The 24,072-nt window shown below is 62.1% G+C and carries 27 protein-coding genes; 16 read left to right on the top strand and 11 right to left on the bottom strand.

Going from position 1 to position 24,072, the window contains the following annotated elements:
- Positions 1-63: 63 nt before the first annotated feature.
- From F8N82_RS20025 to tldD, 3 genes are read left to right on the top strand one after another with little or no spacing between them, the layout of a single operon-like run.
- On the top strand, positions 64-3,879 hold the full coding sequence (locus F8N82_RS20025) for a YhdP family protein (protein ID WP_038996961.1): 3,816 nt from the start codon (positions 64-66) through the stop codon (positions 3,877-3,879).
- Between the two features lie 8 nt (positions 3,880-3,887).
- Complete coding sequence (locus F8N82_RS20020) at positions 3,888-4,739, top strand: carbon-nitrogen hydrolase family protein (protein WP_038996960.1); 852 nt, start codon at positions 3,888-3,890, stop codon at positions 4,737-4,739.
- A 2-nt stretch (positions 4,740-4,741) separates the two neighbouring features.
- On the top strand, positions 4,742-6,181 hold the full coding sequence (gene tldD, locus F8N82_RS20015; RefSeq protein WP_038996959.1) for a metalloprotease TldD: 1,440 nt from the start codon (positions 4,742-4,744) through the stop codon (positions 6,179-6,181).
- 42 nt (positions 6,182-6,223) lie between these two features.
- Here the strand turns inward: tldD and yjgA are convergent, their stop codons facing one another.
- Positions 6,224-6,745, bottom strand: coding sequence for a ribosome biogenesis factor YjgA (yjgA, locus tag F8N82_RS20010; protein WP_038996958.1), 522 nt, complete (start codon positions 6,743-6,745; stop codon positions 6,224-6,226).
- 108 nt (positions 6,746-6,853) lie between these two features.
- Here yjgA and pmbA point away from each other — a divergent pair, with 108 nt between their 5' ends.
- From pmbA to F8N82_RS19980, 6 genes are all read left to right on the top strand, one after another.
- On the top strand, positions 6,854-8,200 hold the full coding sequence (gene pmbA / locus F8N82_RS20005; RefSeq protein WP_038996957.1) for a metalloprotease PmbA: 1,347 nt from the start codon (positions 6,854-6,856) through the stop codon (positions 8,198-8,200).
- A gap of 142 nt (positions 8,201-8,342) precedes the next feature.
- Positions 8,343-8,744, top strand: coding sequence for a FagA protein (locus F8N82_RS20000; protein ID WP_080764798.1), 402 nt, complete (start codon positions 8,343-8,345; stop codon positions 8,742-8,744).
- The gene (locus F8N82_RS19995) at positions 8,737-10,113 is read left to right on the top strand and encodes a class II fumarate hydratase (protein ID WP_038996956.1); all 1,377 of its coding nucleotides are present in this window, start codon (positions 8,737-8,739) and stop codon (positions 10,111-10,113) included. Before F8N82_RS20000 ends, F8N82_RS19995 begins: the two co-directional genes overlap by 8 nt.
- A gap of 28 nt (positions 10,114-10,141) precedes the next feature.
- Complete coding sequence (locus F8N82_RS19990) at positions 10,142-10,603, top strand: hypothetical protein (RefSeq protein WP_038996954.1); 462 nt, start codon at positions 10,142-10,144, stop codon at positions 10,601-10,603.
- 1 nt (position 10,604) lies between these two features.
- The gene (locus tag F8N82_RS19985) at positions 10,605-11,216 is read left to right on the top strand and encodes a superoxide dismutase (protein ID WP_038996953.1); all 612 of its coding nucleotides are present in this window, start codon (positions 10,605-10,607) and stop codon (positions 11,214-11,216) included.
- A gap of 11 nt (positions 11,217-11,227) precedes the next feature.
- The gene (locus F8N82_RS19980; RefSeq protein WP_038996951.1) at positions 11,228-12,121 is read left to right on the top strand and encodes a ZIP family metal transporter; all 894 of its coding nucleotides are present in this window, start codon (positions 11,228-11,230) and stop codon (positions 12,119-12,121) included.
- Positions 12,122-12,135: 14 nt separating this feature from the next.
- Here the strand turns inward: F8N82_RS19980 and F8N82_RS19975 are convergent, their stop codons facing one another.
- The 10 genes from F8N82_RS19975 to F8N82_RS19930 all read right to left on the bottom strand — a co-directional run bounded on the left by F8N82_RS19975 (position 12,136) and on the right by F8N82_RS19930 (position 19,146).
- Positions 12,136-12,408, bottom strand: a complete 273-nt coding sequence (locus tag F8N82_RS19975) for an HPr family phosphocarrier protein (protein WP_038996949.1) — start codon at positions 12,406-12,408, stop codon at positions 12,136-12,138.
- Positions 12,409-12,428: 20 nt separating this feature from the next.
- Positions 12,429-13,283 carry an RNase adapter RapZ gene (gene rapZ, locus F8N82_RS19970; protein ID WP_038996948.1) on the bottom strand — a complete coding sequence of 285 codons (855 nt, stop codon included), beginning with the start codon at positions 13,281-13,283 and terminating at the stop codon, positions 12,429-12,431.
- 2 nt (positions 13,284-13,285) lie between these two features.
- The gene (ptsN, locus tag F8N82_RS19965) at positions 13,286-13,750 is read right to left on the bottom strand and encodes a PTS IIA-like nitrogen regulatory protein PtsN (RefSeq protein ID WP_038996947.1); all 465 of its coding nucleotides are present in this window, start codon (positions 13,748-13,750) and stop codon (positions 13,286-13,288) included.
- 12 nt (positions 13,751-13,762) lie between these two features.
- Entirely contained in the window at positions 13,763-14,071 is a 309-nt protein-coding gene (gene hpf / locus F8N82_RS19960) for a ribosome hibernation-promoting factor, HPF/YfiA family (protein ID WP_010223385.1), read from the bottom strand.
- 81 nt (positions 14,072-14,152) lie between these two features.
- The gene (locus F8N82_RS19955) at positions 14,153-15,646 is read right to left on the bottom strand and encodes an RNA polymerase factor sigma-54 (RefSeq protein WP_038996946.1); all 1,494 of its coding nucleotides are present in this window, start codon (positions 15,644-15,646) and stop codon (positions 14,153-14,155) included.
- Positions 15,647-15,825: 179 nt separating this feature from the next.
- On the bottom strand, positions 15,826-16,551 hold the full coding sequence (gene lptB, locus F8N82_RS19950) for an LPS export ABC transporter ATP-binding protein (protein WP_038996944.1): 726 nt from the start codon (positions 16,549-16,551) through the stop codon (positions 15,826-15,828).
- Positions 16,552-17,076 carry a lipopolysaccharide transport periplasmic protein LptA gene (gene lptA, locus F8N82_RS19945; protein ID WP_038996942.1) on the bottom strand — a complete coding sequence of 175 codons (525 nt, stop codon included), beginning with the start codon at positions 17,074-17,076 and terminating at the stop codon, positions 16,552-16,554.
- The gene (lptC, locus tag F8N82_RS19940) at positions 17,063-17,638 is read right to left on the bottom strand and encodes an LPS export ABC transporter periplasmic protein LptC (RefSeq protein ID WP_038996941.1); all 576 of its coding nucleotides are present in this window, start codon (positions 17,636-17,638) and stop codon (positions 17,063-17,065) included. Before lptC ends, lptA begins: the two co-directional genes overlap by 14 nt.
- Before the next feature lie 8 nt (positions 17,639-17,646).
- Positions 17,647-18,171, bottom strand: a complete 525-nt coding sequence (locus tag F8N82_RS19935) for a KdsC family phosphatase (RefSeq protein ID WP_038996939.1) — start codon at positions 18,169-18,171, stop codon at positions 17,647-17,649.
- Entirely contained in the window at positions 18,172-19,146 is a 975-nt protein-coding gene (locus F8N82_RS19930) for a KpsF/GutQ family sugar-phosphate isomerase (RefSeq protein ID WP_010223379.1), read from the bottom strand.
- Between the two features lie 244 nt (positions 19,147-19,390).
- Between F8N82_RS19930 and F8N82_RS19925 the strand changes: the two genes are divergently transcribed.
- From F8N82_RS19925 to murA, 7 genes are all read left to right on the top strand, one after another.
- Positions 19,391-20,200: an ATP-binding cassette domain-containing protein gene (locus tag F8N82_RS19925; protein ID WP_038996937.1), complete on the top strand. Its 810-nt coding sequence runs from the start codon at positions 19,391-19,393 to the stop codon at positions 20,198-20,200.
- Positions 20,200-20,997: a lipid asymmetry maintenance ABC transporter permease subunit MlaE gene (gene mlaE / locus F8N82_RS19920; protein ID WP_038996936.1), complete on the top strand. Its 798-nt coding sequence runs from the start codon at positions 20,200-20,202 to the stop codon at positions 20,995-20,997. Before F8N82_RS19925 ends, mlaE begins: the two co-directional genes overlap by 1 nt.
- Entirely contained in the window at positions 20,997-21,464 is a 468-nt protein-coding gene (gene mlaD, locus F8N82_RS19915) for an outer membrane lipid asymmetry maintenance protein MlaD (protein WP_038996934.1), read from the top strand. The genes mlaE and mlaD overlap by 1 nt, the downstream gene beginning before the upstream one ends.
- 9 nt (positions 21,465-21,473) lie before the next feature.
- Positions 21,474-22,124: an MlaC/ttg2D family ABC transporter substrate-binding protein gene (locus F8N82_RS19910; protein ID WP_038996933.1), complete on the top strand. Its 651-nt coding sequence runs from the start codon at positions 21,474-21,476 to the stop codon at positions 22,122-22,124.
- A complete protein-coding gene (locus tag F8N82_RS19905; RefSeq protein ID WP_038996932.1) occupies positions 22,121-22,426 on the top strand; it encodes an STAS domain-containing protein in 306 nt (101 codons plus the stop codon). Before F8N82_RS19910 ends, F8N82_RS19905 begins: the two co-directional genes overlap by 4 nt.
- A 115-nt stretch (positions 22,427-22,541) precedes the next feature.
- Positions 22,542-22,781 carry a BolA family protein gene (locus F8N82_RS19900; RefSeq protein WP_010223373.1) on the top strand — a complete coding sequence of 80 codons (240 nt, stop codon included), beginning with the start codon at positions 22,542-22,544 and terminating at the stop codon, positions 22,779-22,781.
- 23 nt (positions 22,782-22,804) lie between these two features.
- Positions 22,805-24,070 (top strand): UDP-N-acetylglucosamine 1-carboxyvinyltransferase, encoded by a 1,266-nt coding sequence (gene murA / locus F8N82_RS19895; protein WP_010223372.1) that lies wholly within the window; start codon positions 22,805-22,807, stop codon positions 24,068-24,070.
- Positions 24,071-24,072: the final 2 nt, after the last annotated feature.

The following is a 24,072-nucleotide window of genomic DNA, read 5'->3' as shown; positions in this document are numbered from 1 at the left end:
GCACCGGCTGGCAAACCGCCGGGTTGCGGCCATAGTTAAGGCACGATCTGGAGGGCCACTGGCATGGAACGACTGATGCGCGTTCTCGGCGCCTTGACCCGCTGGGGGCTGGGCATCAGTGCCTTGCTGGCGGTACTGGTTGCGTTGTATGTCAGCCTCGGCCGGCAGTTCATCCCGCTGGTGGCCGAGTACCGTGCCGAGGTCGAGGACAAGGCCGAGCAGGCCCTGGGTCTGCCGGTGCATATCGGCGCCCTGGAGGGGCACTGGAGCGGCTTGGCGCCGATAGTGCGGGTACGCGATATCCAGGTCGGCGAGGGGCCGAGCGCCCTGCGCCTGGATGGCGTCAAGCTGGTGCCCGACCTTTGGGCCAGCCTGGTCGAGCGCCAGGTGCGCCTGGCCAACCTCGAAGTCGGCGGCCTGCAACTGAGCCTGCGCGAAGATCAAAACGGCGCCTGGGCCCTGGAAGGGCTGCCAAAAAAAGATGACCAGCCGCTGGACCCCGAGCAACTGCTCAAGCAAATCCAGGTGGTGTCGAAAGTCACTGTGGTCGACAGCCAGGTGACGCTGGAGCCGTTCCAGCGCGAGCCCATGACCCTCACTTACGTCAGCCTTGGCCTGCAGACCGGCAGCGTGCGTCAGCGCCTGGATGCGCGAGTGACCCTGCCCGATGGCCAGCCGCTGGCGGTGAGCCTGCGCAGCCGCATTCGCCCCAGCCAGTGGCGCGACGGTGAAGTCGATGCCTACCTGAGCCTGCCGCAAAGCGACTGGGCCCGCTGGCTGCCGCCGCGCCTGCTGGGCCAGTGGCAGGCCGCCGAGCTGCGCGCCGGTGGCGAGCTGTGGCTGAACTGGGGCAAGGGCCAGCTGCAAAGCGCCGTGGTCCGTCTCAATGCACCGCAGCTGCGCGGCAACTACGTCGAGCGCAAGCCGGTGCAGCTCGATAACCTGGCACTCAATGCCTGGTTCCAGCGCAGCGAGCAGGGCATCGATGTACTGGTCGACTCCCTGGCCATGAGCCTGGGCAAAACCCGCTGGGAATCCCACGTGCAGCTCAAGCAGACGGCTGCGACCGAGTCGGGCGAAGAAACCTGGGCGCTCCAGGCCGACCGCCTCGACCTGACCCCGGTTACGCCGCTGATCGATGCCCTGGCGCCGCTGCCGGAAAAACTCATGGCCGTGGTCGATGGCCTCAAGGTCACCGGGGCCTTGCGCAATGTGCGCCTGGATGTGCGGCCCAAAGCCACCGGCGACCAGCGCCTGAGTTTTGCCGCCAACCTCGAGCGGGTGGGTTTTGACGCCTACCACGGCGCTCCGGCAGCCGGGAATGTCAGTGGCAGCATCAGCGGCGATCTCGGCCAGGGCGAACTACGCCTGGATACCGATGCCTTCATGCTGCACCTGTACCCGATCTTCGAGAAGCCCTGGCACTACCAGAAAGCCAACGCACGCCTGACCTGGCGTTTGGACCAGGAAGGTTTCACCTTGATTGCGCCGTATCTCAAGGTGCTGGGCGAGGAGGGCAAGATCGCGGGCGACTTCCTCATTCGCCTGCTGTTTGATGAAACCCGTGAAGACTACATGGACCTACGTGTCGGCCTGGTCGACGGCGACGGTCGCTACACCGCCAAGTACCTGCCCGAAGTGCTCAGCCCGGCGCTGGATGAGTGGCTGCGCACGGCGATCCTCAAGGGCGCGGTCGACGAGGGCTATTTCCAGTACCAGGGTTCACTCAATCACGGCGCCGCGGAACAGGCCCGCAGCATCAGCCTGTTCTTCAAGGTTCACGATGCCGCCCTGGACTTCCAGCCTGGCTGGCCGCAGGTGCAGAAAGTCGTCGGTGACGTGTTCATCGACGACGATGGCGTGCGCATCAAGGCGCAAAGCGGGCAGTTGCTCAATACCCAGGTGCGCAACGTCGAGGTCAACATTCCCCATGTTGCGGCCGGTGAACACAATCACCTGTACCTCGACGGCGAATTCGACGGCGGGCTTGGTGACGGCCTGAAAATCCTCCAGGACGCGCCTATCGGTACCGGGCCGATCTTCGCCGGTTGGGAAGGCGAGGGCAGCCTCAAAGGCAAGCTGAAGCTGGATATCCCCTTGGCCAAGGGGCAGCAACCGAAGATCGTGGTCGACTTCGATACCCGCGATGCGCGGCTGAAGATCGCCTCGCCAGTCCTGGAGCTGCACCAACTCAAGGGTGACTTCCGCTTCGACTTCGACAAGGGTCTGAGCGGTGAGAACATCAGCGCAAGGGCCTTCGACAAACCGATCACCGCGCAGATCTTTGCCGAAGGAAAACCCGGCCAGATGCAGACCCGCGTCAACGCCAAGGGGCAAATGCCGCTCAAGTCGCTGGCCGATTGGCTGCAGGTCAAGCAGGCCCTGCCACTCTCCGGTGAAATGCCTTACCAGTTGCAGGTGAGCCTGGGCAGCCGCGATAACCAGTTGACCGTCGACTCCAGCCTCAAGGGCCTGGCGGTGGATTTACCCGCGCCTTTCGGCAAGGCTGCCAACGAGACCCGCAACAGCCAGTTCAGCATGAGCCTGCAGGGGCCGGAGCGGCGCTTCAATGTCGTGTACGCCGATGTCGCCAAGGCCATCTACGCCGCGCCCATGGACAAGCTCGACCAGGGTCGTGGCGAAGTGCTGTTTGGCGCCGGTACCGCGCAGTTGCCGCCTGGCCAGGGCCTGCGGGTGCGTGGTCGTCTGCCCGAGCTGGATCTGGAGCCTTGGCAGAAGCAGCTTGATCGCGTTGCCGGCAATGACCCGGGTGGCAGTGCCAAGCAGGTGCTGCGCGGCGTCGACTTGAGTATCGGCCAGCTCAAGGGCTTTGGCCTGAACCTGGCCCAGGCGGTGGTTCGCGTGGATCGAGGCGGTAACCTGTGGGCCGTGCGCCTGGACAGCAAGGAAGTCATCGGCAACGCCCGCATCCCGGATGCCAAGGGCGCACCGATGGTGATCAACCTGCAGACCATTCACCTGCCGGCCGCCGACCCTGCCGAAGCCTCTTCCGATGATGGCCCGGACCCAATGGCCAGTATCGATCCGCGCAAGATTCCGGCCGTTGACCTGACCATCGACAAGCTGTTCCGCGGTGACGACCTGCTCGGCAGTTGGGCGGTAAAGGTCCGCCCGACCGCCAAGGGCATCGCCCTCAATGACCTGGACGTCAACGTCAAAGGCCTGCAGATCGACGGTAACGGCGGTTGGGAAGGTGCCCCGGGCGCTAGCAGCAGTTGGTACAAGGGCCGCCTGGAAGGCAAGAACCTGGCGGACATCCTCAAGGCCTTCAACTTTGCCCCGACAGTCACCAGTCGTGATTTTCGCCTGGATGTCGATGGTCGCTGGCCCGGCTCGCCCGCCTGGGTCGGCCTCAAGCGTTTCTCCGGCAGCCTCGATGCCGCTTTGCGAAAAGGCCAGTTCGTTGAAGTTGAAGGCGGTGCCCAGGCCCTGCGGGTGTTCGGCCTGCTCAACTTCAACTCGATTGGCCGGCGCCTGCGCCTGGATTTCTCCGACCTGCTCGACAAGGGCCTGAGCTACGACCGGGTCAAGGGCCTGCTGGTGGCCAGTGAAGGGGTCTACGTGACCCGTGAGCCGATTACCTTGACCGGCCCATCGAGCAACCTTGAACTGGATGGCACCCTGGATATGGTCCGCGACCGGGTCGATGCCAACCTGCTGGTGACCTTGCCGGTGACCAACAACCTGCCGATTGCCGCACTGATTGTCGGCGCGCCAGCCATCGGCGGGGCGCTGTTCCTGGTCGACCGGCTGCTCGGTGATCGCGTGGCGCGATACGCCAGCGTGCATTATCGCGTCGAGGGTCCGTGGAAAGAGCCTAAGATAAGCTTTATCAAACCTTTCGAAAAATCACGCTAGGAGCCGGGATGAAGTCAGCGGTTATCCAGATGGTCAGCCAGAGCGACGTTCTGGCCAACCTGGAGCGAGCTCGGCTCCTGCTCGAGCAGGCGGCCGCAGGCGGTGCGCGGCTTGCCGTGCTGCCGGAGAACTTCGCCGCCATGGGCCGGCGCGACAGCGCTGCCATCGGCCGCGCCGAAGCCCTGGGCGAGGGCCCGATCCTGCCCTGGTTGAAACAGACCGCCCGCGACCTCAAGTTATGGATAGTGGCAGGTACCTTGCCGTTGCCGCCGGTCGGCCAGGCCGAGGCCAAGTCCCATGCCTGCTCCTTGCTGATCGATGAACACGGCGAGCAGGTGGCACGCTACGACAAGCTGCACCTGTTCGATGTCGATGTGGCCGATAACCGCGGCCGCTATCGCGAATCCGATGACTATGCCCACGGCGGCCAGGTAGTGGTCGCCGACACCCCGGTGGGGCGCCTGGGTCTGAGCGTGTGCTATGACCTGCGCTTCCCCGAGTTGTACAGCGCATTGCGCGAGGCTGGGGCTGAACTGATCAGCGCGCCATCGGCCTTCACCGCAGTGACCGGCGCCGCGCACTGGGAGGTGCTGATCAGGGCGCGGGCGATCGAAACCCAATGTTATGTCCTGGCCGCAGCCCAGGGCGGAACCCACCCAGGACCACGGGAAACCTATGGCCACGCGGCGATCGTCGACCCCTGGGGGCGCATCGTCGCCGAACAGGCCGGTGGCGAGGCCGTGCTGCTGAGCGAACGCGACAGCAGCGAACAGGCGTCCATCCGGGCGCGGATGCCGGTGACCTTGCACCGGCGCTTTTTCTCGCAGGACGCCTTGCGGCCTGCGCACACCTCGGAGTGACTATGAGCGAGATGTTATCCACTGTCAGCGAACACCTGCTGGCGCCGGGCGGCCTGACCCTCGACAGCCTGCAGTCGGTGCTGGGCGAGCTGGCCGGGCCAGGCATCGATGCCGCCGACCTGTACTTCCAGGGGCAGATTTCCGAATCCTGGGCGCTGGAAGACGGCATCGTCAAAGAAGGCAGTTTCAACCTCGACCAGGGCGTGGGTGTGCGTGCCCAGTCCGGCGAAAAGACCGGGTTTGCCTACAGCAACGCCATCAACCTCGAAGCCCTGACCTCGGCGGCCCGTGCGGCGCGCTCGATTTCCCGTGCCGGGCAGAACGGCAGCGTGCAGGCGTTCAGCAGCCAGGACGTTACCCAGCTGTATGGCACCGACAACCCGCTGGAGGTCATCAGCCGCGCCGAAAAGGTCGAGCTGCTCAAGCGTGTCGACGCCGCCACGCGCAAGCTCGATCCACGTATCCAGCAAGTCACCGTGAGCATGGCCGGGGTCTGGGAGCGCATCCTGGTCGCCGCCGCCGATGGCAGCCTGGCGGCTGATATTCGCCCGCTGGTGCGTTTCAACGTCAGTGTCATCGTCGAGCAGAACGGTCGTCGCGAGCGCGGCGGTCATGGCGGTGGCGGGCGTACCGATTACCGCTACTTCACCGACGAACGGGTCATGGGCTTTGCCCGTGAAGCCCTGCGCCAGGCACTGGTCAACCTTGAAGCCATCCCGGCGCCGGCCGGTACCCTGCCAGTGGTGCTCGGTTCCGGCTGGTCGGGCGTATTGCTGCACGAAGCGGTGGGCCATGGCCTGGAAGGCGACTTCAACCGCAAGGGCAGCTCGGCCTACAGCGGCCACATGGGCGAGAAGGTTGCTTCGAGCCTGTGCACCATTGTCGATGACGGCACCCTGGAAGGTCGTCGCGGCTCGCTGAGCGTCGATGACGAAGGTACCCCGACCGAGTGCACCACGCTGATCGAGAACGGCATCCTCAAGGGCTACATGCAGGACAAGCTCAACGCCCGCCTGATGGGCATGGCCCGTACCGGCAACGGCCGCCGTGAATCCTACGCACACCTGCCGATGCCACGCATGACCAACACCTACATGCGTGCCGGTGAAAGCGACCCGGCAGAAATCATCGCCTCGGTGAAAAAGGGCATCTACTGCGCCAACCTCGGCGGTGGCCAGGTGGACATCACCAGCGGCAAGTTCGTGTTCTCTACCAGTGAGGCATACCTGATCGAAGACGGCAAGATTACCGCGCCGGTCAAGGGCGCGACGCTGATCGGCAACGGTCCGGAAGCCATGAGCCGGGTATCGATGGTCGGCAACGACCTGTCGCTGGACAGCGGTGTCGGGACTTGTGGCAAGGATGGTCAGTCAGTGCCGGTGGGCGTTGGCCAGCCGACCCTGAAGATCGATGCGATTACCGTGGGTGGCACGGGGGCATGAAGGTGAAACCGGGCAGGCAGGGCGCCTGCCCGTGTGCGGGGTTCAACGCAGGCCGCGTTGGACCTCGTCGAGTTCGCGGATGTACTTGAAGATCTTGCGGCTCGCACTTGGCGCCTTGTTACGCGCCAGCTCGTGCTGGGCCTGGCGGATCAGCGAGCGCAGTTGCTGGCGATCGGCATCCGGATACTCCTGGACGAACTTCTCCAGGACTTCGTCGGTACCGTCGATCAACCGGTCGCGCCAGCGTTCGAGGTTGTGGAACCGCTCGTTGTACTGGCGCGAGGAGGCGTCGAGCTGGTCAAGCAGGGCATTGATCGCGTCGATGTCCTGGTCGCGCATCAGCTTGCCGATGAACGACTTGTGACGCCGTTTGGCTTCGTTCGCGGTGTGCCGTTTGTGTTCTGCCAGAGCTGCGCGCAGTTCGTCGGTCAATGGCAGTTTGGCCAGGGTATCGGGCTTGAGCAAGGTAAGGCGCTCGCCCATATCAACCAGCGCCTGCATCTCGCGCTTAACCTGGGTTTTGCTTTTTTCGCCGTCAAAGGCGGTGTCGTAAGAATCAACCATGGGGGCAGTCCGCTGAGAATCGCCGCCATGATAACCAGTCGGGGGCCGCTTGTCCGGTCCGGTCGTAGATTGACCCGTGCCGAACGCAGAATTTGAGTGGAGAAAACCATGAGTGCAGTCCAGAGCGTAGGTCCACAGGCCCTGCCGGCGTTGCAGGAACAGGTCGAACAGATCATCGCCGAAGCCCGGCGCCAGGGTGCCAGCGCCTGTGAAGTGGCGGTATCGCTGGAGCAGGGGTTGTCGACTTCGGTGCGCCAGCGCGAAGTCGAGACCGTGGAATTCAACCGCGACCAGGGCTTTGGCATCACCCTGTACGTGGGGCAGCGCAAGGGCTCGGCGAGCACTTCGGCCAGTGGTAGCGAGGCGATCCGGGAAACCGTCGCCGCCGCCCTGGCGATTGCCAAGCACACCTCCGAAGACGAGTGTGCCGGGCTTGCCGACCCGGCGCTGATGGCCCGTGAACAGCCGGATTTCGACCTGTATCACGCCTGGGACATCACCCCCGAGCAGGCCATCGAAAAGGCCCTGGAGTGCGAGGCGGCGGCCTTTGACGCCGATGCGCGGATCAAGAATGCCGACGGCACTACCCTCAATACCCATCAGGGCTGCCGCGTGTACGGCAACAGCCATGGTTTTATCGGCGGCTACGCCTCGACCCGGCACAGCCTGAGTTGCGTGATGATCGCCGAAGCCGACGGGCAGATGCAGCGCGATTACTGGTATGACGTCAATCGCCAAGGGGAGCTGCTCGCCGACCCGCGCAGCATCGGTATCCGCGCCGCACAACGGGCAGCCAGCCGCCTGGGCGCACGCCCGGTGCCGACCTGCGAGGTGCCGGTGCTGTTCTCTGCGGAGTTGGCGGGTGGGTTGTTCGGCAGCTTCCTGTCGGCGATTTCCGGCGGCAACCTGTACCGCAAGTCGTCATTCCTCGATGGTGCCATGGGCCAGCGCCTGTTCCCGACCTGGCTGACCCTGGACGAACGCCCGCACCTGCAGCGTGCCTTGGGTAGCGCCGCTTTCGATGGTGACGGCCTGGCCACCTACGCCAAACCGTTTGTCGAAAATGGCCAGTTGGTGTCCTACGTGCTGGGTACCTATTCCGGGCGCAAGCTCGGCTTGCCAAGCACCGCCAACGCCGGTGGCGTGCATAACCTGTTCGTCACCCACGGCGTCGAAGATCAGGCTGCACTGCTGCGACGCATGGGCCGCGGGCTGTTGGTGACCGAGTTGATGGGCCATGGCTTGAACATGGTGACCGGCGACTATTCCCGTGGTGCCGCAGGTTACTGGGTGGAAAACGGTGAGATTCAGTTCGCCGTTCAGGAGGTGACGATCGCCGGCAATATGAAGGACATGTTCCAGCAAATCGTCGCGATCGGGAATGATCTGGAAACCCGCAGCAATATTCACACAGGTTCCGTGCTGATCGAGCGGATGACCGTAGCGGGCAGTTAAGCCCGTATCGGCCTCATCGCTGGCAAACCCGCTTCTACACCCCCTCTAAAGCCCGGCCATGTGCCGGGCTTTGTGTTTTTCTTGTTTCATTCCTTGAACTGATTCTAATTATCACTTAATAATGAATATCATTATCTAGGCGATGATGTTCATGAAACCAGTCCTCCACGAATTGCCCTACCTGGAAAACTGGCGCTGGCTGAGCCGGCGCATCCGCTGTGCGCTCGACCCGGACGAGCCGCGCCTGATCGAGCACTACCTCACCGAAGGCCGGTATCTGGTGTGTTGCACCGATACCAGCGCCTGGACCGTCGCCCTGACCTCTTTCCGTCTGCTGCTGGATACCGCCTGCGATCGCGCGCTGCCCTGGCATTGGCGCTGCCTGTGCCTGGACCAGGCCTGGCGACCATTGTTGGAACTGCGCAACCTTGATCGGCGTGAACACAACCAGCGCTGGCAGCCCCTCGCCCTGCAACTGGCGAACTGCATGCTGCTGCCTTCGATTTCCTACGATGAACTGATGCAAGGACTTGATGATGAGTAATACCCGTATCGAGCGCGACAGCATGGGTGAACTGCTGGTGCCGGCCGAGGCCCTGTATGGCGCCCAGACCCAGCGCGCGGTGAATAACTTCCCGATCAGCCAGCAACGCATGCCGACCCAGTTCATTCGCGCGTTGCTGCTGGCCAAGGCTGCTGCGGCCAAGGCCAATATCGAGCTCAAACAGCTGGACCCAGCCCGGGGCGAGGCGATCGTCAAGGCCGTGGAGCAACTGCTGGCTGGCGATTTCATGCAGCATTTCCCGGTGGATATCTTCCAGACTGGCTCCGGTACCAGTTCCAACATGAACGCCAACGAAGTGATCGCGACCCTGGCCAGCCGCGTGCTGGGCGACGCGGTTAATCCCAACGATCACGTCAACTGCGGGCAAAGCAGCAACGACATCATCCCTACCACCATTCATGTCAGTGCCGCGCTGGCCTTGCACGAGCAGTTGCTGCCGGCGCTGAACCACCTGGTCAAGGTCATCGACGCCAAGGCTGAACAGGTGCACCCGTTCATCAAGACCGGCCGCACCCACTTGATGGACGCCATGCCGGTGCGCATGAGCCAGGTCTTGGGTGGTTGGGCGGCGCAGATCACGGCAGCCATCGCCCACCTGCAGGCGACCCTGCCAAGCCTGCAGGCGCTGGCCCAGGGCGGCACCGCCGTGGGTACCGGCATCAATGCCCACCCTGAGTTCGCTGCACGCTTCAACCAGCAACTGACCGCACTGACCCGCGTCGAGTTTGTCCCGGGGCAGAACCTGTTCGCCCTGATCGGCTCGCAGGACACCGCAGTAGCGGTGTCCGGCCAGCTCAAGACCACCGCCGTGGCGCTGATGAAGATCGCCAACGACCTGCGCTGGATGAACTCCGGGCCGCTGGCCGGCCTTGGCGAAATCGAACTCGAAGGATTGCAGCCGGGCTCCTCGATCATGCCCGGCAAGGTCAACCCGGTGATCCCCGAGGCGACCGCCATGGTGGCCGCGCAGGTGATCGGCAACGACGCGACCATCGCCGTGGCAGGGCAGTCGGGCAACTTCGAACTCAACGTGATGCTGCCGATCATTGCCCAGAATCTGCTCAGCAGCATTGAACTGATGGCCAATGCCAGTCGCCTCTTGGCCGACAAGGCGATTGCCAGCTTCAAGGTCAATGAGCCCAAGCTCAAGGAAGCCCTGGCGCGTAACCCGATCCTGGTCACCGCACTGAACCCGATCATCGGCTACCAGAAGGCTGCCGAAATCGCCAAGACCGCCTACAAGCAGGGCCGCCCGATTATCGACGTGGCCCTGGAACATACCGATCTGCCGCGCAGCCAGCTTGAAGCGCTGCTCGATCCGGAAAAGCTCACCGCTGGCGGGATCTGAGCCGGTCCTACCGCTCTGGAGGTTTGTCATGCAGCACTGGAAACGCACCACCGAAATTGCCAACCGTCTGTTCGAACAGGGCGAGCTGGTCGATGCCCGCGAGTTGTATCTGCAAGCGCTGGCGCTTGCCCAGGTGTTGTTTGAGCGCTGGCATGACGCCGACGAAGCGGTGGCCGTTTGTGTCATCGCACACCACAACCTGGCCGACCTGCACCTGCGCCTGAATCAGCCGCAGGAAAGCGCCGAGTACCTCTGCGCCATTCACCAGCGGCTGTTGCAGACCGCCCAGGATCCACGCATGGCGCCGCTGCTGCGTGAAGCAGCGCTGCGTCACAGCAGCAAGACCTACACCGAGTTGCTGAGCTTTATCAGCGAGTACGGCCAGTACCCGCGTACTGAACGTCTGCTCTACCGGCACGAGCCGCAGCCGGCCTTGCATGCCGGCCAGGAAAACGCCGTGCCTTCAGCCCTTCAATATGGAATCCAGTGAAATGCCTTACACCTTGCCTGCATTGCCCTACGCCTACGATGCGCTGGAACCGCACATCGATACCCAGACCATGCAGATTCACCACAGCAAGCACCACCAGACCTACATCAACAACCTCAATGCAGCGGTAGAGGGCAGTGAGTATGCCGAGTGGCCGGTGGAAAAACTGGTCGCCAGCGTCAAGCAGTTGCCGGAAAAACTGCAGAACGCCGTGATCAACCACGGCGGCGGCCACGCCAACCACTCGCTGTTCTGGACGGTAATGTCGCCCAAGGGCGGCGGCTTGCCGCAAGGTGCCGTGGCTAAGGCCATTGATGAGCAATTGGGCGGCTTCGATGCTTTCAAGGATGCCTTCACCAAGGCTGCGTTGACCCGCTTTGGCAGCGGCTGGGCCTGGTTGAGCGTGACCCCGGCCAAGACCCTGGTGGTCGAAAGCAGCGGTAACCAGGACAGCCCGCTGATGAACGGCAACACACCGATCCTTGGTCTGGACGTCTGGGAGCACGCGTACTACCTGCTGTACCAGAACCGTCGTCCGGAATACATCAACGCGTTCTACAACGTGATCGACTGGTCCGAGGTAGAGCGTCGTTACGCAGCCGCGCTTGTGTGAGTCGCTGCGCAATGCGTTCGGATGTGATGTCCATTGCCGGCGTGCGGCTATTTCGCCTGGCGCTAGGTACCCTGTTGTTACTGGTCGGCTTTGCGCTGCTGGTGGCTCAGGGGATCGCCTGGCTTGATCTTGAGCCGCGCATGCTGCGGGCACTCGAGGGCGGCGCGCTGTGCGCCCTGGGCACTGCCTTGGGCGCTGTGCCGGTGTTGGTGATCCGCAACATGCCGGTGGCGCTGGCCGATACTCTGCTGGGCTTCGGTGCAGGGGTGATGCTGGCGGCGACGGCCTTCTCGCTGATCATTCCCGGGTTGGATGCGGCCCAGGCCATTGGTTTGGGTAAATGGGGCGCCGGTGGGCTGGTCAGCTTCGGTTTGCTGTTCGGCGCCTTCTGCCTGTACCTGGTCGATCTCAAGGTTTCTGGTGCGTCGCCCGAAGCCCTGGTCGGCACGCCACAGCAACCGGTGATTGCCGCGCGAATCTGGGTTTTCGTCATTGCCATCATTGCCCATAACATTCCCGAAGGCATGGCCATTGGGGTGTCCGCCGGCGGTGGAATGCCTGATGCCGACAGTCTGGCCATGGGCATCGCTTTGCAGGATGTGCCCGAAGGCTTGGTCATTGCGCTGGTATTGGCGGGGGCGGGGATGGCCCGTTTCAAGGCGTTTCTGATTGGTGCGGCGTCTGGTCTGGTCGAGCCGCTGGCAGCGGTGCTGTGCGCCTGGCTGGTGACCGTGGCGCAGGTGTTGCTGCCATTGGGGCTGGCATGTGCTGCCGGGGCAATGTTGCTGGTGGTGACCCAGGAAATCATTCCGGAATCACGCAGCAATGGCCATCACCGGCTGGCCAGCTTGGGCCTGTGCATCGGTTTCTGCCTGATGATGGTGATGGATACGGCGTTGTCGTGAGAAAACGGGGGCGGTTACTCGCCCTCGTCGAAATAGTTGTTGATCAGCGCGACCAGAGCTTCGAGGGCATCATCGTCCTGTTCGCCCTCAGTGTGCAGATGAATGTCGGTGCCCTTGCCGGCCGCCAGCATCATGACCGCCATGATGCTCTTGCCATCGACCAATGATTGCGGGTTGCGGCCAACCCGAACCTGGCAGGGGAACCTGCCAGCAACGCCAACGAACTTCGCAGCTGCCCGGGCGTGCAGCCCCAGCTTGTTGATGATGGTGATTTCACGAGCGGGCATCGAGGCGGTGATCCTGTGGGCTAGAGGTCGCGGTGGCGAACCTGGACGTTCTTTAACGATTGGTGCAGTAACTGGCCCAGGCGCTCGGTCAGGTACACCGAGCGGTGGTGGCCGCCCGTGCAGCCTATGGCAATGGTGACGTAAGCGCGGTTGCTGGCGGCAAAGCGTGGCAACCATTTCAGCAGGTAGCTGGAGATGTCCTGGAACATGTCCTCGACATCCGGTTGGGCTGCCAGGTAGTCGATGACCGGTTGCTCGAGGCCCGAATGGTCGCGCAGTTCCGGCTTCCAGTACGGGTTGGGCAGGCAGCGCACGTCAAACACCAGGTCGGCGTCCACCGGCATACCGCGTTTGAAACCGAAGGACTCGACCAGGAAGGCCGTGCCGGGCTCCGGCTGGTTGAGCAGGCGCAACTTGATCGAATCACGCAGCTGATACAGGTTCAGATTGGTGGTATCGATTTTCAGGTCGGCGAGATCGGCAATCGGCCCGAGCAGTTCGCTCTCGACCTCGATCGCTTCGGCCAGCGAGCGTTCGTTGTTGGTCAGCGGGTGGCGCCGGCGCGTTTCCGAGAAGCGCTTGAGCAGGGTCTCTTCGTCGGCATCCAGGTACAGCACATCGCATTGGATATGCCGGCTGCGGGCATCTTCGAGCAGCTCGGGGAAGCGCGAAAGGTGGCTAGGCAGGTTGCGCGCGTCAATCGACACGGCCACCTTGGGCTGCATCAATTCAGTGTTGATCAGCGCGCTTTCAGCCAGCTGCGGCAGCAACCCGGCCGGCAGGTTGTCGATGCAGTAGTAGCCATTGTCCTCAAGTACATCGAGGGCGGTGCTCTTGCCGGAGCCGGACCGGCCGCTAACGATGATCAAGCGCATGTTCAGTGCCCGTTTTGTACGTCCAGAACGACCTGGTACAGGGATTCGTTACTGGTGGCCGCACGCAGTTTTTCGCGTACGTCCTGGCGGTCGAGCATGCTGGCGATCTGGCGCAGCAGCTCCAGGTGCGCATCGGTAGCCGCTTCCGGGACCAGCAGTACGAACAGCAGGTCGACCGGGGCGCCATCGATGGCGTCGAAATCGATAGGGGCGTCGAGGTGCAACAGTGCGCTGACCGGCGATTCGCAGCCCTTGAGGCGGCAATGCGGAATGGCGATGCCGTTGCCGAAGCCGGTGGAGCCCAGTTTTTCTCGGGCAATCAAGGCTTCGTACACGACCTGGGTATCCAGCTCGGGCACTTCTTTGCCGATCAGATTGGCGATCTGTTCGAGCGCACGCTTTTTACTGCCGCCCGGCACGTTCACGAGGGAACGGCCGGGGGTCAGGATGGTTTCAAGTCGGATCATGGATGAGGGGGATCAGCGGGCCGCTGCACCTTGCAGCAGGCTTTGCTGTTTTTCCTTGTGTTTTTTCAGTTGGCGGTCGAGCTTGTCAGTCAAGGCATCGATCGCTGCATACATGTCTTGGTGTTCGGCATTTGCAACCACTTCGCCGCCGGGAATGAACAGCGTCGCTTCAATCTTCTGTTGCAGCTTCTCGACCTTCATGATTACCGTCACATTGGTAATCTTGTCGAAGTGCCCCTCCAGCCGTTTCAATTTCTGCTCGACGTACTCACGCAGGGGCTGAGTAACTTCTACATGCTGTCCACTGATATTGACTTGCATACAGCTTCTCCTTTGTTGCCGGTGCATAAGAGGCAGGTGTTGCGCCTGCCACTGAACTGCGGTGGCACACCTCAGGAGCCGTTACATCAATCGCTTGCGCTCGCTCGACGGTGCAATGCCGAGGGACTCGCGGTACTTGGCGACGGTGCGACGTGCTACCTGGATGCCTTGTGCCTCCAGTAAACCAGCGATCTTGCTGTCACTCAATGGCTTTTTCTGATTTTCCGCTGCAACCAGTTTCTTGATGATCGCGCGGATCGCTGTGGACGAGCATTCGCCGCCTTCGGAGGTGCTGACGTGGCTGGAGAAAAAGTACTTCAGCTCGTAAATTCCGCGGGGTGTGTGCATGTATTTTTGCGTGGTCACCCGGGAAATCGTCGACTCGTGCATGCCCACCGCTTCGGCGATATCGTGCAGCACCAGCGGCTTCATCGCCTCGTCACCATGGTCGAGGAAACCACGCTGGTGCTCGACGATCTGGGTGGCAACCTTCATCAGGGTCTCGTTGCGGCTTTGCAGGCTCTTGATGAACCAGCGAGCCTCCTGCAATTGGTTACGCATGAAGGTGTTGTCGGCACTGGTGTCGGCGCGACGAACGAAGCCTGCATATTGCGGGTTGACCCGCAGGCGCGGTACCGCCTCCTGGTTGAGCTCGACCAGCCAGCGTTCGTTGTCCTTGCGCACGATCACGTCGGGAACCACGTATTCGGCTTCGCTGGACTCGATTTGTGAACCCGGGCGCGGGTTGAGGCTCTGCACCAGTTCGATGACCTGGCGCAGCTCGTCTTCCTTGAGCTTCATGCGACGCATCAGCTGGCTGTAGTCGCGGCCACCGAGCAGGTCGATGTAGTCGCTGACCAGGCGCTGGGCTTCGGCCATCCACGGCGTGCGTGGCGGCAACTGGCGCAGTTGCAGCAGCAGGCACTCACTCAGGTTGCGCGCGCCAATGCCGGCTGGCTCGAACTGCTGGATGCGGTGCAGCACGGCCTCGACTTCGTCCAGCTCGATGTCGAGCTCGGGGTCGAAGGAGTCGCAGATTTCTTCCAGGGTTTCGTCAAGGTAGCCCTGGTTGTTGATGCAGTCGATCAGGGTCACGGCGATCAGCCGGTCGGTGTCGGACATCGGTGCCAGGTTGAGCTGCCAGAGCAGGTGGCTTTGCAGGCTTTCGCCAGCGGAAGTGCGGGTGGTGAAGTCCCACTCGTCATCGTCGTTGCTGGGCAGGCTGCTGGCGCTGGTCTGGTAGATGTCTTCCCAGGCGGTGTCGACCGGCAGTTCGTTGGGAATGCGTTCGTTCCACTCACCCTCTTCTAGGTTATCCACCGTTGGGGCGGTCTCCTGGAAGCTGGTTTCTTGAACTTCGGCGACGGGTTTGCTCTCGGCGTTGTCGGCCATCGGGTCGCTGTTGTCGAAGTCGTCGCCATCTTCCTGGCGCTCGAGCATCGGGTTTGATTCCAGCGCTTCCTGGATTTCCTGCTGGAGGTCCAGGGTAGAAAGCTGGAGCAGACGTATGGCCTGTTGCAACTGCGGGGTCATCGTCAGTTGCTGGCCCATTCTTAGGACGAGCGATGGTTTCATGGCAGGGGCTTAACACCTTATTTGCCGGCGCACATGCGCCATCCACTACAAGGGCACCGAGGCGCCAACTTTAAGCAAATTATATGCCTGAAATTGCAGCGTTTGCCTAGAGCGCCGTAACAATTAAGCCATCATCTGGCCTGATTACGAGCGCTCTGGCAGCGCCTTACACCTTGAGCCTACAGGCGGAACTCATGGCCGAGGTAAACCTCTTTGACCAGGTCGTTGGCCAGGATGGTCTCTGCATCGCCTTCGGCGATCAGTTGGCCATCGTTGACGATGTAAGCGGTTTCGCAGATATCCAGGGTCTCACGGACGTTGTGGTCGGTGATCAGAACGCCAATGCCCTTGGCCTTCAGGTGGTGGATGATCTGCTTGATGTCGCCGACCGAGATCGGGTCGACACCGGCAAAGGGTTCGTCGAGCAAGATGAACTTGGGCGCGGTGGCCAAGGCACGGGCAATCTCGACGCGGCGGCGTTCACCACCGGAGAGGCTCATGCCGAGGTTGTCGCGGATGTGGCTGATGTGGAATTCCTGCAGCAGGCTTTCCAGCTCCTTGCGACGGCCATCGCGGTCCAGGTCCTTGCGGGTTTCCAGGATCGCCATGATGTTGTCGGCCACCGACAGCTTGCGGAAGATCGAGGCTTCCTGCGGCAGGTAGCCGATACCGGCGCGGGCGCGACCGTGCATGGGCTGGTGGCTGACATCGAGGTCGTCGATCAGCACGCGCCCCTGATCGGCCTGGACCAGGCCGACGATCATGTAGAAGCAGGTGGTCTTGCCGGCGCCGTTAGGGCCGAGCAGGCCGACGATCTGGCCACTGTCGATCGACAGGCTGACGTCGCGGACCACTTGCCGGCTCTTGTAGCTCTTGGCCAGGTGCTGGGCTTTGAGGGTTGCCATTTACTCGGCCTTCTTCTTCGGCTGGATCACCATGTCGATGCGCGGACGCGACTCGGTGACTTTGCCACCGCGACCGGCGGTAGCGATCTGTTTCACCGTGTCGTAGACGATTTTCTCGCCTTCGGTGGTGTTGCCTTCGTTGATGACCTTGGCGCGGTCGATCAGGACGATGCGGTTTTGCGGCGCATTGTACTGGATGGTCTTGCCATAGCCTTGCATCTTGTCTGGCTTGGCGGCGCTCTGCTGCTGTTCGAAGTAGGCCAGGTTGCCCACCGAGGTCACCACGTCGATGTCGCCACCGGCGGTACGGGTGATGGTCACGGTGTTGCCTTTGATCATCATCGAGCCCTGGGTGATGATCACGTCACCGGTATAGGTGGCGACGCCTTGTTTGTCATCCAGTTGAGCGTGGTCGGCCTGAATGCGGATCGGCTGGTCACGGTCGTTCGGCAGGGCCCAGGCGCTCGCGCTTCCCAGTGCTGCGCTCAGGCTGAGCAAAAAGGGGAGGGTTTTAACGAGCCTCATACTGTCCTCTTACGTTGGACAGCAGGTCCATCCTGCCGTCTTTCAAATACGCTTTCATTCCATTGCCCGTAGTTACGCCACCGGCGCCGTCGATTCTAACGGCTTGCTCGGTTTGCGCATATTGCTTCTGCGGGAATACCGTCATGCGGCTGGTGGTAATGATCATGGTGCGGTTCTTTTCGTCGGTGCGGGCGACCCGTACCGAATCGATCAATTCGACTTCGCTGCCATCGGGGTTGACCTCGCCGCGCTCGCTCTGCACGTGCCACGGGTAGGTGGTGCCACGGTACATCTGCAGATCGGGCTTGGTCAGCAGGGTGACTTCGCTGGCCTTGAGGTGCTCGACCTTATCGGCGGTCATCTCGTACTGCATCTTGCCGTCGGGCAGGAACTGCACGCTGTGGGCGTTCACCGCGTAATAGTCGATGGCGCTCTGGTCAGGCCCGGCAACCGGCTTGTTGTCGAGGAAGCTCTCAGGGCTGATGTTCCAGTAACCGACTGCCACCAGCAGGGCGGCAATCACACTGAACAGCGCAATGTTGCGGATTTTCTTACTGAACATGTGTCGCTCTACAGGTAGTGGGCGTTGGCCGCGTCAAGATTGCCCTGGGCTTGCAGAATCAGCTCGCAGAATTCACGGGCTGCACCTTCGCCGCCACGTGCCTGGGTTACCCCGTGGGCGTGCTCGCGGACGAAGGCAGCAGCACTGGCCACGGCCATGCCCAGGCCGACCCGGCGGATCACCGGCAGGTCAGGCAGGTCGTCGCCCAGATAGGCGACCTGTTCATAGCTTAGGTTGAGCTGGCCAAGAAGCTCGTCCAATACCACCAGTTTATCTTCCCGGCCCTGATACAGGTGAGGGATGCCGAGGTTCTTTGCCCTGAGTTCGACCACCGGGGTCTTGCGGCCGCTGATGATGGCCGTGGTCACGCCCGAGTTCATGAGCATCTTGATGCCCTGGCCGTCGAGGGTGTTGAAGGTCTTGAATTCGCTGCCATCTTCGAGGAAGTACAGGCGACCGTCGGTGAGCACGCCGTCTACGTCGAACACCGCCAGTTTGATGGCCTTGCCGCGCTGGAGCAGGTTCTGGGTCATTTACATCACTCCCGCACGCAACAGGTCGTGCATGTTCAGGGCGCCCACCGGGCGCTCGTCCTTGTCGATCACCACCAGGGCGCTGATCTTGTGGTCTTCCATGATCTTCAGGGCTTCGGCAGCGAGCATTTCGGCGCGGGCAGTCTTGCCGTGGGCGGTCATGACTTCTTCAATGAGGGTCTTGTGCACGTCGATATTGCGATCGAGGCTGCGGCGCAGGTCGCCGTCGGTGAAGATCCCGGCCAACCGTCCGTCGGCTTCGAGCACTACGGTCATGCCCAAACCTTTGCGTGACATTTCAAGCAGCGCGTCCTTGAGCAGGGTGCCACGTTGCACTTGCGGCAGCTCGTCGCCGGCGTGCATGACGTTCTCGACCTTCAGCAGCAGGCGTCGGCCGAGGGCACCGCCAGGGTGCGAGAAGGCAAAATCTTCAGCGGTAAAGCCGCGAGCTTCGAGCAGGGCGATGGCCAGGGCGTCGCCCAGTACCAGTGCCGCGGTGGTCGACGAGGTCGGTGCCAGGTTCAGCGGGCAGGCTTCCTGGGCGACGCGGGCGTCGAGGTTGACCTCGGCGGCCTTGGCCAGTGGCGAATCGGGGTTGCCGGTCAGGCTGATCAACTGGATGCCCAGGCGCTTGATCAGCGGCAGCAGGGTAACGATCTCTGCGGTGGAACCCGAGTTGGACAGGGCCAGGATCACGTCATCGCGGGTGATCATGCCCATGTCACCATGGCTGGCTTCGGCCGGGTGAACAAAAAACGCCGGCGTACCGGTGCTGGCCAGGGTGGCGGCGATCTTGTTGCCGATGTGCCCCGACTTGCCCATGCCGACCACCACGACCCGGCCTTTACTGGCCAGGATCAGCTCGCATGCCTTGACGAAATCGGCGTCGATGTGGGCCAACAGGCCCTCAACCGCTTCGAGTTCGAAACGTATGGTGCGCTGCGCGGATTGGATCAGGTCGCTGGATTGGCTCATGTTGAAAATCGGATTGCCTGATGAAAAGGCGGCGATTATAGCGGTAATGGGGAAAACCCTCACCTTGTGATTGTCATACAGTTGTGCACTTAGCTTAACCATACCTGAACGAGCACTGCGGCGGCCTTGGGGCGGCGCTATCAGCGGTGCTATAGTTCGCCGCTGTTCGGCCCGCTCGGTGCGTGCGTGCCTCCACGAAGGGGGCGCGCGTCTGAGTGAGAAGGCTGCATCGCAAGGAGTCTAGATGAGCGTTGATAACGCCTACGCGGTCGAATTGAAGGGCGTGACCTTCAAGCGCGGTTCGCGCAGCATCTTCAATAATGTCGACATACGCATTCCCCGCGGCAAGGTCACCGGCATCATGGGACCTTCCGGGTGCGGCAAGACCACGCTGCTACGGCTGATGGGCGCTCAACTGCGCCCCGCCAGTGGCGAGGTCTGGGTGGCCGGGCAGAACCTGCCGACCCTGTCGCGCAGCGACCTGTTCGATGCCCGCAAGCAGATGGGCGTGCTGTTCCAGAGTGGCGCACTGTTCACCGATCTCGACGTGTTCGAGAACGTCGCCTTTCCGTTGCGGGTCCATACCCAGCTGTCCGACGAGATGATTCGCGACATCGTCCTGATGAAGCTTCAGGCCGTAGGCCTGCGCGGCGCCATCGAGCTGATGCCCGACGAGCTTTCCGGTGGCATGAAGCGTCGTGTGGCGTTGGCCCGGGCGATTGCCCTGGACCCGCAGATCCTCATGTACGACGAACCGTTCGTCGGCCAGGACCCGATCGCCATGGGCGTGCTGGTGCGGCTGATCCGCCTGCTCAACGATGCCCTGGGCATCACCAGCATCGTGGTCTCCCATGACCTGGCCGAAACCGCCAGCATTGCCGACTACATCTACGTGGTGGGCGATGGTCAGGTGCTGGGGCAGGGTACGCCGGACGAGCTGATGGGGTCCGACAACCCGCGCATCCGTCAATTCATGAAAGGCGACCCGGATGGCCCGGTGCCCTTTCACTTTCCTGCGCCGGATTACCGCGCCGATCTTCTGGGGAAGCGTTGATGCGCAGAAAATCCATGCTCGAACGTATTCGTCGTTTTGGCCGCTCGGCCATCGACGTGCTGGCCGTGCTCGGCCGTTCCTTTCTGTTCCTGTTGCATTCGCTGGTCGGGCGCAGCGGCACCGGCGGCGGTTTCCAGCTGCTGATCCGCCAACTCTATTCGGTTGGCGTCCTGTCGCTGGCGATCATCGTCGTTTCCGGGGTGTTCATTGGCATGGTCCTGGCCCTGCAGGGTTTCAGCATCCTCACCAAGTACGGCTCCGAACAGGCGGTGGGGCAGATGGTTGCCCTGACCTTGCTGCGTGAACTGGGCCCGGTGGTGACCGCGCTGCTGTTCGCCGGGCGTGCCGGTTCCGCGCTGACCGCCGAGATCGGCAACATGAAGTCCACCGAGCAGTTGTCCAGCCTGGAGACGATTGGCGTCGACCCGCTCAAGTACATCGTCGCCCCGCGGCTGTGGGCCGGTTTCATCTCGCTGCCGCTGCTGGCGCTGATCTTCAGCGTGGTCGGCATCTGGGGTGGCTCGTGGGTCGCTGTCGACTGGCTGGGCGTCTACGAAGGCTCGTTCTGGGCCAACATGCAGAACAGTGTTTCCTTTACCGACGATGTGCTCAACGGGGTGATCAAGAGCCTGGTTTTTGCCTTCGTCGTGACCTGGATTGCCGTATTCCAGGGCTATGACTGCGAGCCCACTTCAGAAGGGATCAGTCGTGCCACCACCAAGACCGTGGTCTATGCCTCATTGGCAGTGCTGGGTCTGGACTTTATTCTGACCGCCTTGATGTTTGGAGATTTCTGATGCAAAACCGCACCCTGGAAATCGGTGTCGGCCTGTTTCTTCTGGCCGGGATCCTGGCGCTCATCCTGCTGGCCCTGCGCGTCAGCGGCCTGTCGGCGAGCCCGAGCAGTGACACTTATAAAGTTTATGCAAACTTCGACAATATTGCCGGTTTGACGGTCAGAGCTAAAGTGACCATGGCCGGTGTGACCATCGGCAAGGTCACCGCCATCGATCTGGATCGCGACACCTTCACCGGTCGGGTGACGCTGCAGCTGGAAAAACGGGTAGATAACCTGCCTGTCGACTCCACTGCATCTATCCTCACCGCGGGGCTGCTCGGCGAGAAGTACATCGGTATCAGCGTGGGCGGAGAAGATGCGGTGCTCAAGGATGGTGCAACCATTCACGACACCCAGTCGGCGCTGGTACTGGAAGATCTGATTGGCAAGTTCCTGCTCAATACCGTTGGCAAAGAAGCTAAATAAGGAGTTTCCATGATCTCTATCCTGCGACGCGGCTTGCTGGTGTTGCTGGCAGCGCTGCCGTTGATGGCCAGCGCAGCCGCTCTGTCACCCAAGCAGGTGATCGAGAAGACCACCACTCAATTGCTGGCTGACCTGAAGGCCAACAAGGAGCAATACAAGGCCAACCCGAGCGCTTTCTACGATGCGCTCAACGCCAACCTGGGGCCGGTTGTCGATGCCGATGGCATCTCGAAAAGCATCATGACCGTCAAGTATTCGCGCAAGGCCAGCCCGGAGCAGATGCAGCGCTTCCAGGAAAACTTCAAGCGCAGCCTGATGCAGTTCTACGGCAACGCTCTGCTCGAGTACAACAACCAGGGCATCAGCGTCGGCAACGCCAAGCAGGACGGCGATGACCGCGCCAGCGTCGACATGACCGTCAAGGGCAACAACGGCGCCGTTTACCCGGTGCAGTACACGCTGACCAAGCTCGACGGCGAATGGAAAGTGCGTAACGTCATCGTCAACGGCATCAACATCGGCAAGCTGTTCCGTGACCAGTTCGCCGATGCCATGTCGCGCAATGGCAACAACCTGGACAAGACCATCGACGGCTGGGCCGGCGAAGTGGCCAAGGCCAAGGAAAGCACCGAAGAAGCGGCCGAGAAGCAAGCGCAATGAGTGCCAGCGCCGTCACCATGCGCGAACCTGGCGTGCTGAGCCTGGCCGGGGTGCTGGACTACAGCAGCGGGCCTGCCTTGCGCAAGGAAGGCAAAGCCCTGATTGCGGCGTGCAAGGCCCAGGCGCTGGTGCTCGACTGCTCGCAGGTCGAGAAGTCGAGCAGCGTCGGCCTGTCCCTGCTGCTGGCGTTCATGCGCGATGGCAAGGCGGCGGGCAAGGCCGTTCAGGTCCGTGCCATGCCCCAGGACATGCGTGAAATCGCCGAGGTTTATGACCTCGACGAGGTGCTGGCCGGTCAATGAGCGCCAGCCAGCGACTGGCCCCTCTGTCAGAGTCTCCGATTACGGGGTTCGCAGGCGAGGGGCTTTTTTGTATGATGGCCGACCCGCGCGCAAAGGGCGCCGATTGAGGTTGAGCATGCAGGCCGTAGAAGTTAAGAACTTCCTTGAAGAAAAGTTGCCGGGAACCCGGGTCGAAGTTGAAGGCGAAGGCTGCAACTTCCAGTTGAACGTGATCAGCGACGAATTGGCGGCCCTGAGCCCGGTCAAGCGTCAGCAGCAGATCTATGCTCACCTTAACCCGTGGATCACCGATGGCAGCATCCATGCGGTAACCATGAAATTTTTCAGCAGCGCAGCCTGGGCTGAGCGCACCTGAGCCAACTTGGCGGCGAGACTCTAATGGACAAACTGATTATTACTGGCGGCGTTCGCCTCGATGGCGAAATCCGCATTTCCGGGGCAAAGAACGCTGCCCTGCCGATCCTGGCGGCCACCTTGCTCTGCGATGGCCCGGTCACCGTTGGCAACCTGCCGCACCTGCACGACATCACCACGATGATCGAGCTGTTCGGCCGCATGGGCATTGAGCCGGTAATCGACGAGAAGCTCTCGGTCGAAATCGACCCTCGCACCATCAAGACCCTGGTCGCGCCGTACGAGCTGGTGAAAACCATGCGCGCCTCGATCCTGGTACTGGGCCCGATGGTCGCCCGTTTCGGCGAAGCCGAAGTGGCCCTGCCTGGCGGTTGCGCCATCGGTTCGCGTCCGGTCGACCTGCACATTCGCGGCCTTGAAGCCATGGGCGCGAAGATCGAGGTCGAAGGCGGCTACATCAAGGCCAAGGCCCCAGAAGGCGGCCTGCGTGGCGCGCACTTCTTCTTCGATACCGTCAGCGTCACCGGGACCGAGAACATCATGATGGCCGCAGCCCTGGCCAAAGGCCGCAGCGTGTTGCAAAACGCCGCGCGCGAGCCTGAAGTGGTAGACCTTGCCAACTTCCTCAACGCCATGGGTGCGAAAGTCCAGGGCGCCGGTACCGACACCATCACCATCGATGGCGTCGAGCGTCTGGGTTCGGCGACCTACCGGGTCATGCCTGACCGTATCGAAACCGGTACCTACCTGGTTGCCGCTGCCGTGACCGGCGGCCGCGTCAAGGTCAAGGACACCGATCCGACCATCCTCGAAGCCGTCCTTGAGAAACTCAAGGAAGCCGGCGCCGAAGTCACCACCGGTGAAGACTGGATCGAGCTGGACATGCACGGCAAGCGGCCAAAAGCCGTGAACCTGCGGACTGCTCCGTACCCGGCGTTCCCGACCGACATGCAGGCGCAGTTCATCTCGCTCAACGCCATTGCCGAAGGCACCGGCGCAGTGATCGAGACGATCTTCGAAAACCGCTTCATGCACGTCTACGAAATGCACCGCATGGGTGCCTTGATCCAGGTCGAAGGCAACACTGCCATCGTCACCGGGACCAAGACCCTCAAAGGCGCTCCAGTGATGGCCACCGACCTGCGGGCTTCGGCCAGCCTGGTGCTGTCGGCGCTGGTTGCCGAAGGCGATACCCTGATCGACCGCATCTACCACATCGACCGTGGTTATGAGTGCATCGAAGAAAAACTGCAGATGCTGGGCGCCAAGATCCGTCGCGTACCGGGCTAGTC

The sequence above is a fragment of the Pseudomonas fluorescens genome (assembly GCF_902497775.2).
GTDB classification, from domain to species: domain Bacteria; phylum Pseudomonadota; class Gammaproteobacteria; order Pseudomonadales; family Pseudomonadaceae; genus Aquipseudomonas; species Aquipseudomonas putida_F.
This window is presented reverse-complemented; position numbering and strand designations above follow the sequence as displayed.

Coding starts and splice junctions, on each gene's coding strand:
- F8N82_RS20025 (WP_038996961.1), top strand. CDS start 64: ATGGAACGACTGATGCGCGTTCTCGGCGCCTTGACCCGCTGGGGGCTG.
- F8N82_RS20020 (WP_038996960.1), top strand. CDS start 3,888: ATGAAGTCAGCGGTTATCCAGATGGTCAGCCAGAGCGACGTTCTGGCC.
- tldD (WP_038996959.1), top strand. CDS start 4,742: ATGAGCGAGATGTTATCCACTGTCAGCGAACACCTGCTGGCGCCGGGC.
- yjgA (WP_038996958.1), bottom strand. CDS start 6,745: ATGGTTGATTCTTACGACACCGCCTTTGACGGCGAAAAAAGCAAAACC.
- pmbA (WP_038996957.1), top strand. CDS start 6,854: ATGAGTGCAGTCCAGAGCGTAGGTCCACAGGCCCTGCCGGCGTTGCAG.
- F8N82_RS20000 (WP_080764798.1), top strand. CDS start 8,343: ATGATGTTCATGAAACCAGTCCTCCACGAATTGCCCTACCTGGAAAAC.
- F8N82_RS19995 (WP_038996956.1), top strand. CDS start 8,737: ATGAGTAATACCCGTATCGAGCGCGACAGCATGGGTGAACTGCTGGTG.
- F8N82_RS19990 (WP_038996954.1), top strand. CDS start 10,142: ATGCAGCACTGGAAACGCACCACCGAAATTGCCAACCGTCTGTTCGAA.
- F8N82_RS19985 (WP_038996953.1), top strand. CDS start 10,605: ATGCCTTACACCTTGCCTGCATTGCCCTACGCCTACGATGCGCTGGAA.
- F8N82_RS19980 (WP_038996951.1), top strand. CDS start 11,228: ATGCGTTCGGATGTGATGTCCATTGCCGGCGTGCGGCTATTTCGCCTG.
- F8N82_RS19975 (WP_038996949.1), bottom strand. CDS start 12,408: ATGCCCGCTCGTGAAATCACCATCATCAACAAGCTGGGGCTGCACGCC.
- rapZ (WP_038996948.1), bottom strand. CDS start 13,283: ATGCGCTTGATCATCGTTAGCGGCCGGTCCGGCTCCGGCAAGAGCACC.
- ptsN (WP_038996947.1), bottom strand. CDS start 13,750: ATGATCCGACTTGAAACCATCCTGACCCCCGGCCGTTCCCTCGTGAAC.
- hpf (WP_010223385.1), bottom strand. CDS start 14,071: ATGCAAGTCAATATCAGTGGACAGCATGTAGAAGTTACTCAGCCCCTG.
- F8N82_RS19955 (WP_038996946.1), bottom strand. CDS start 15,646: ATGAAACCATCGCTCGTCCTAAGAATGGGCCAGCAACTGACGATGACC.
- lptB (WP_038996944.1), bottom strand. CDS start 16,551: ATGGCAACCCTCAAAGCCCAGCACCTGGCCAAGAGCTACAAGAGCCGG.
- lptA (WP_038996942.1), bottom strand. CDS start 17,076: ATGAGGCTCGTTAAAACCCTCCCCTTTTTGCTCAGCCTGAGCGCAGCA.
- lptC (WP_038996941.1), bottom strand. CDS start 17,638: ATGTTCAGTAAGAAAATCCGCAACATTGCGCTGTTCAGTGTGATTGCC.
- F8N82_RS19935 (WP_038996939.1), bottom strand. CDS start 18,171: ATGACCCAGAACCTGCTCCAGCGCGGCAAGGCCATCAAACTGGCGGTG.
- F8N82_RS19930 (WP_010223379.1), bottom strand. CDS start 19,146: ATGAGCCAATCCAGCGACCTGATCCAATCCGCGCAGCGCACCATACGT.
- F8N82_RS19925 (WP_038996937.1), top strand. CDS start 19,391: ATGAGCGTTGATAACGCCTACGCGGTCGAATTGAAGGGCGTGACCTTC.
- mlaE (WP_038996936.1), top strand. CDS start 20,200: ATGCGCAGAAAATCCATGCTCGAACGTATTCGTCGTTTTGGCCGCTCG.
- mlaD (WP_038996934.1), top strand. CDS start 20,997: ATGCAAAACCGCACCCTGGAAATCGGTGTCGGCCTGTTTCTTCTGGCC.
- F8N82_RS19910 (WP_038996933.1), top strand. CDS start 21,474: ATGATCTCTATCCTGCGACGCGGCTTGCTGGTGTTGCTGGCAGCGCTG.
- F8N82_RS19905 (WP_038996932.1), top strand. CDS start 22,121: ATGAGTGCCAGCGCCGTCACCATGCGCGAACCTGGCGTGCTGAGCCTG.
- F8N82_RS19900 (WP_010223373.1), top strand. CDS start 22,542: ATGCAGGCCGTAGAAGTTAAGAACTTCCTTGAAGAAAAGTTGCCGGGA.
- murA (WP_010223372.1), top strand. CDS start 22,805: ATGGACAAACTGATTATTACTGGCGGCGTTCGCCTCGATGGCGAAATC.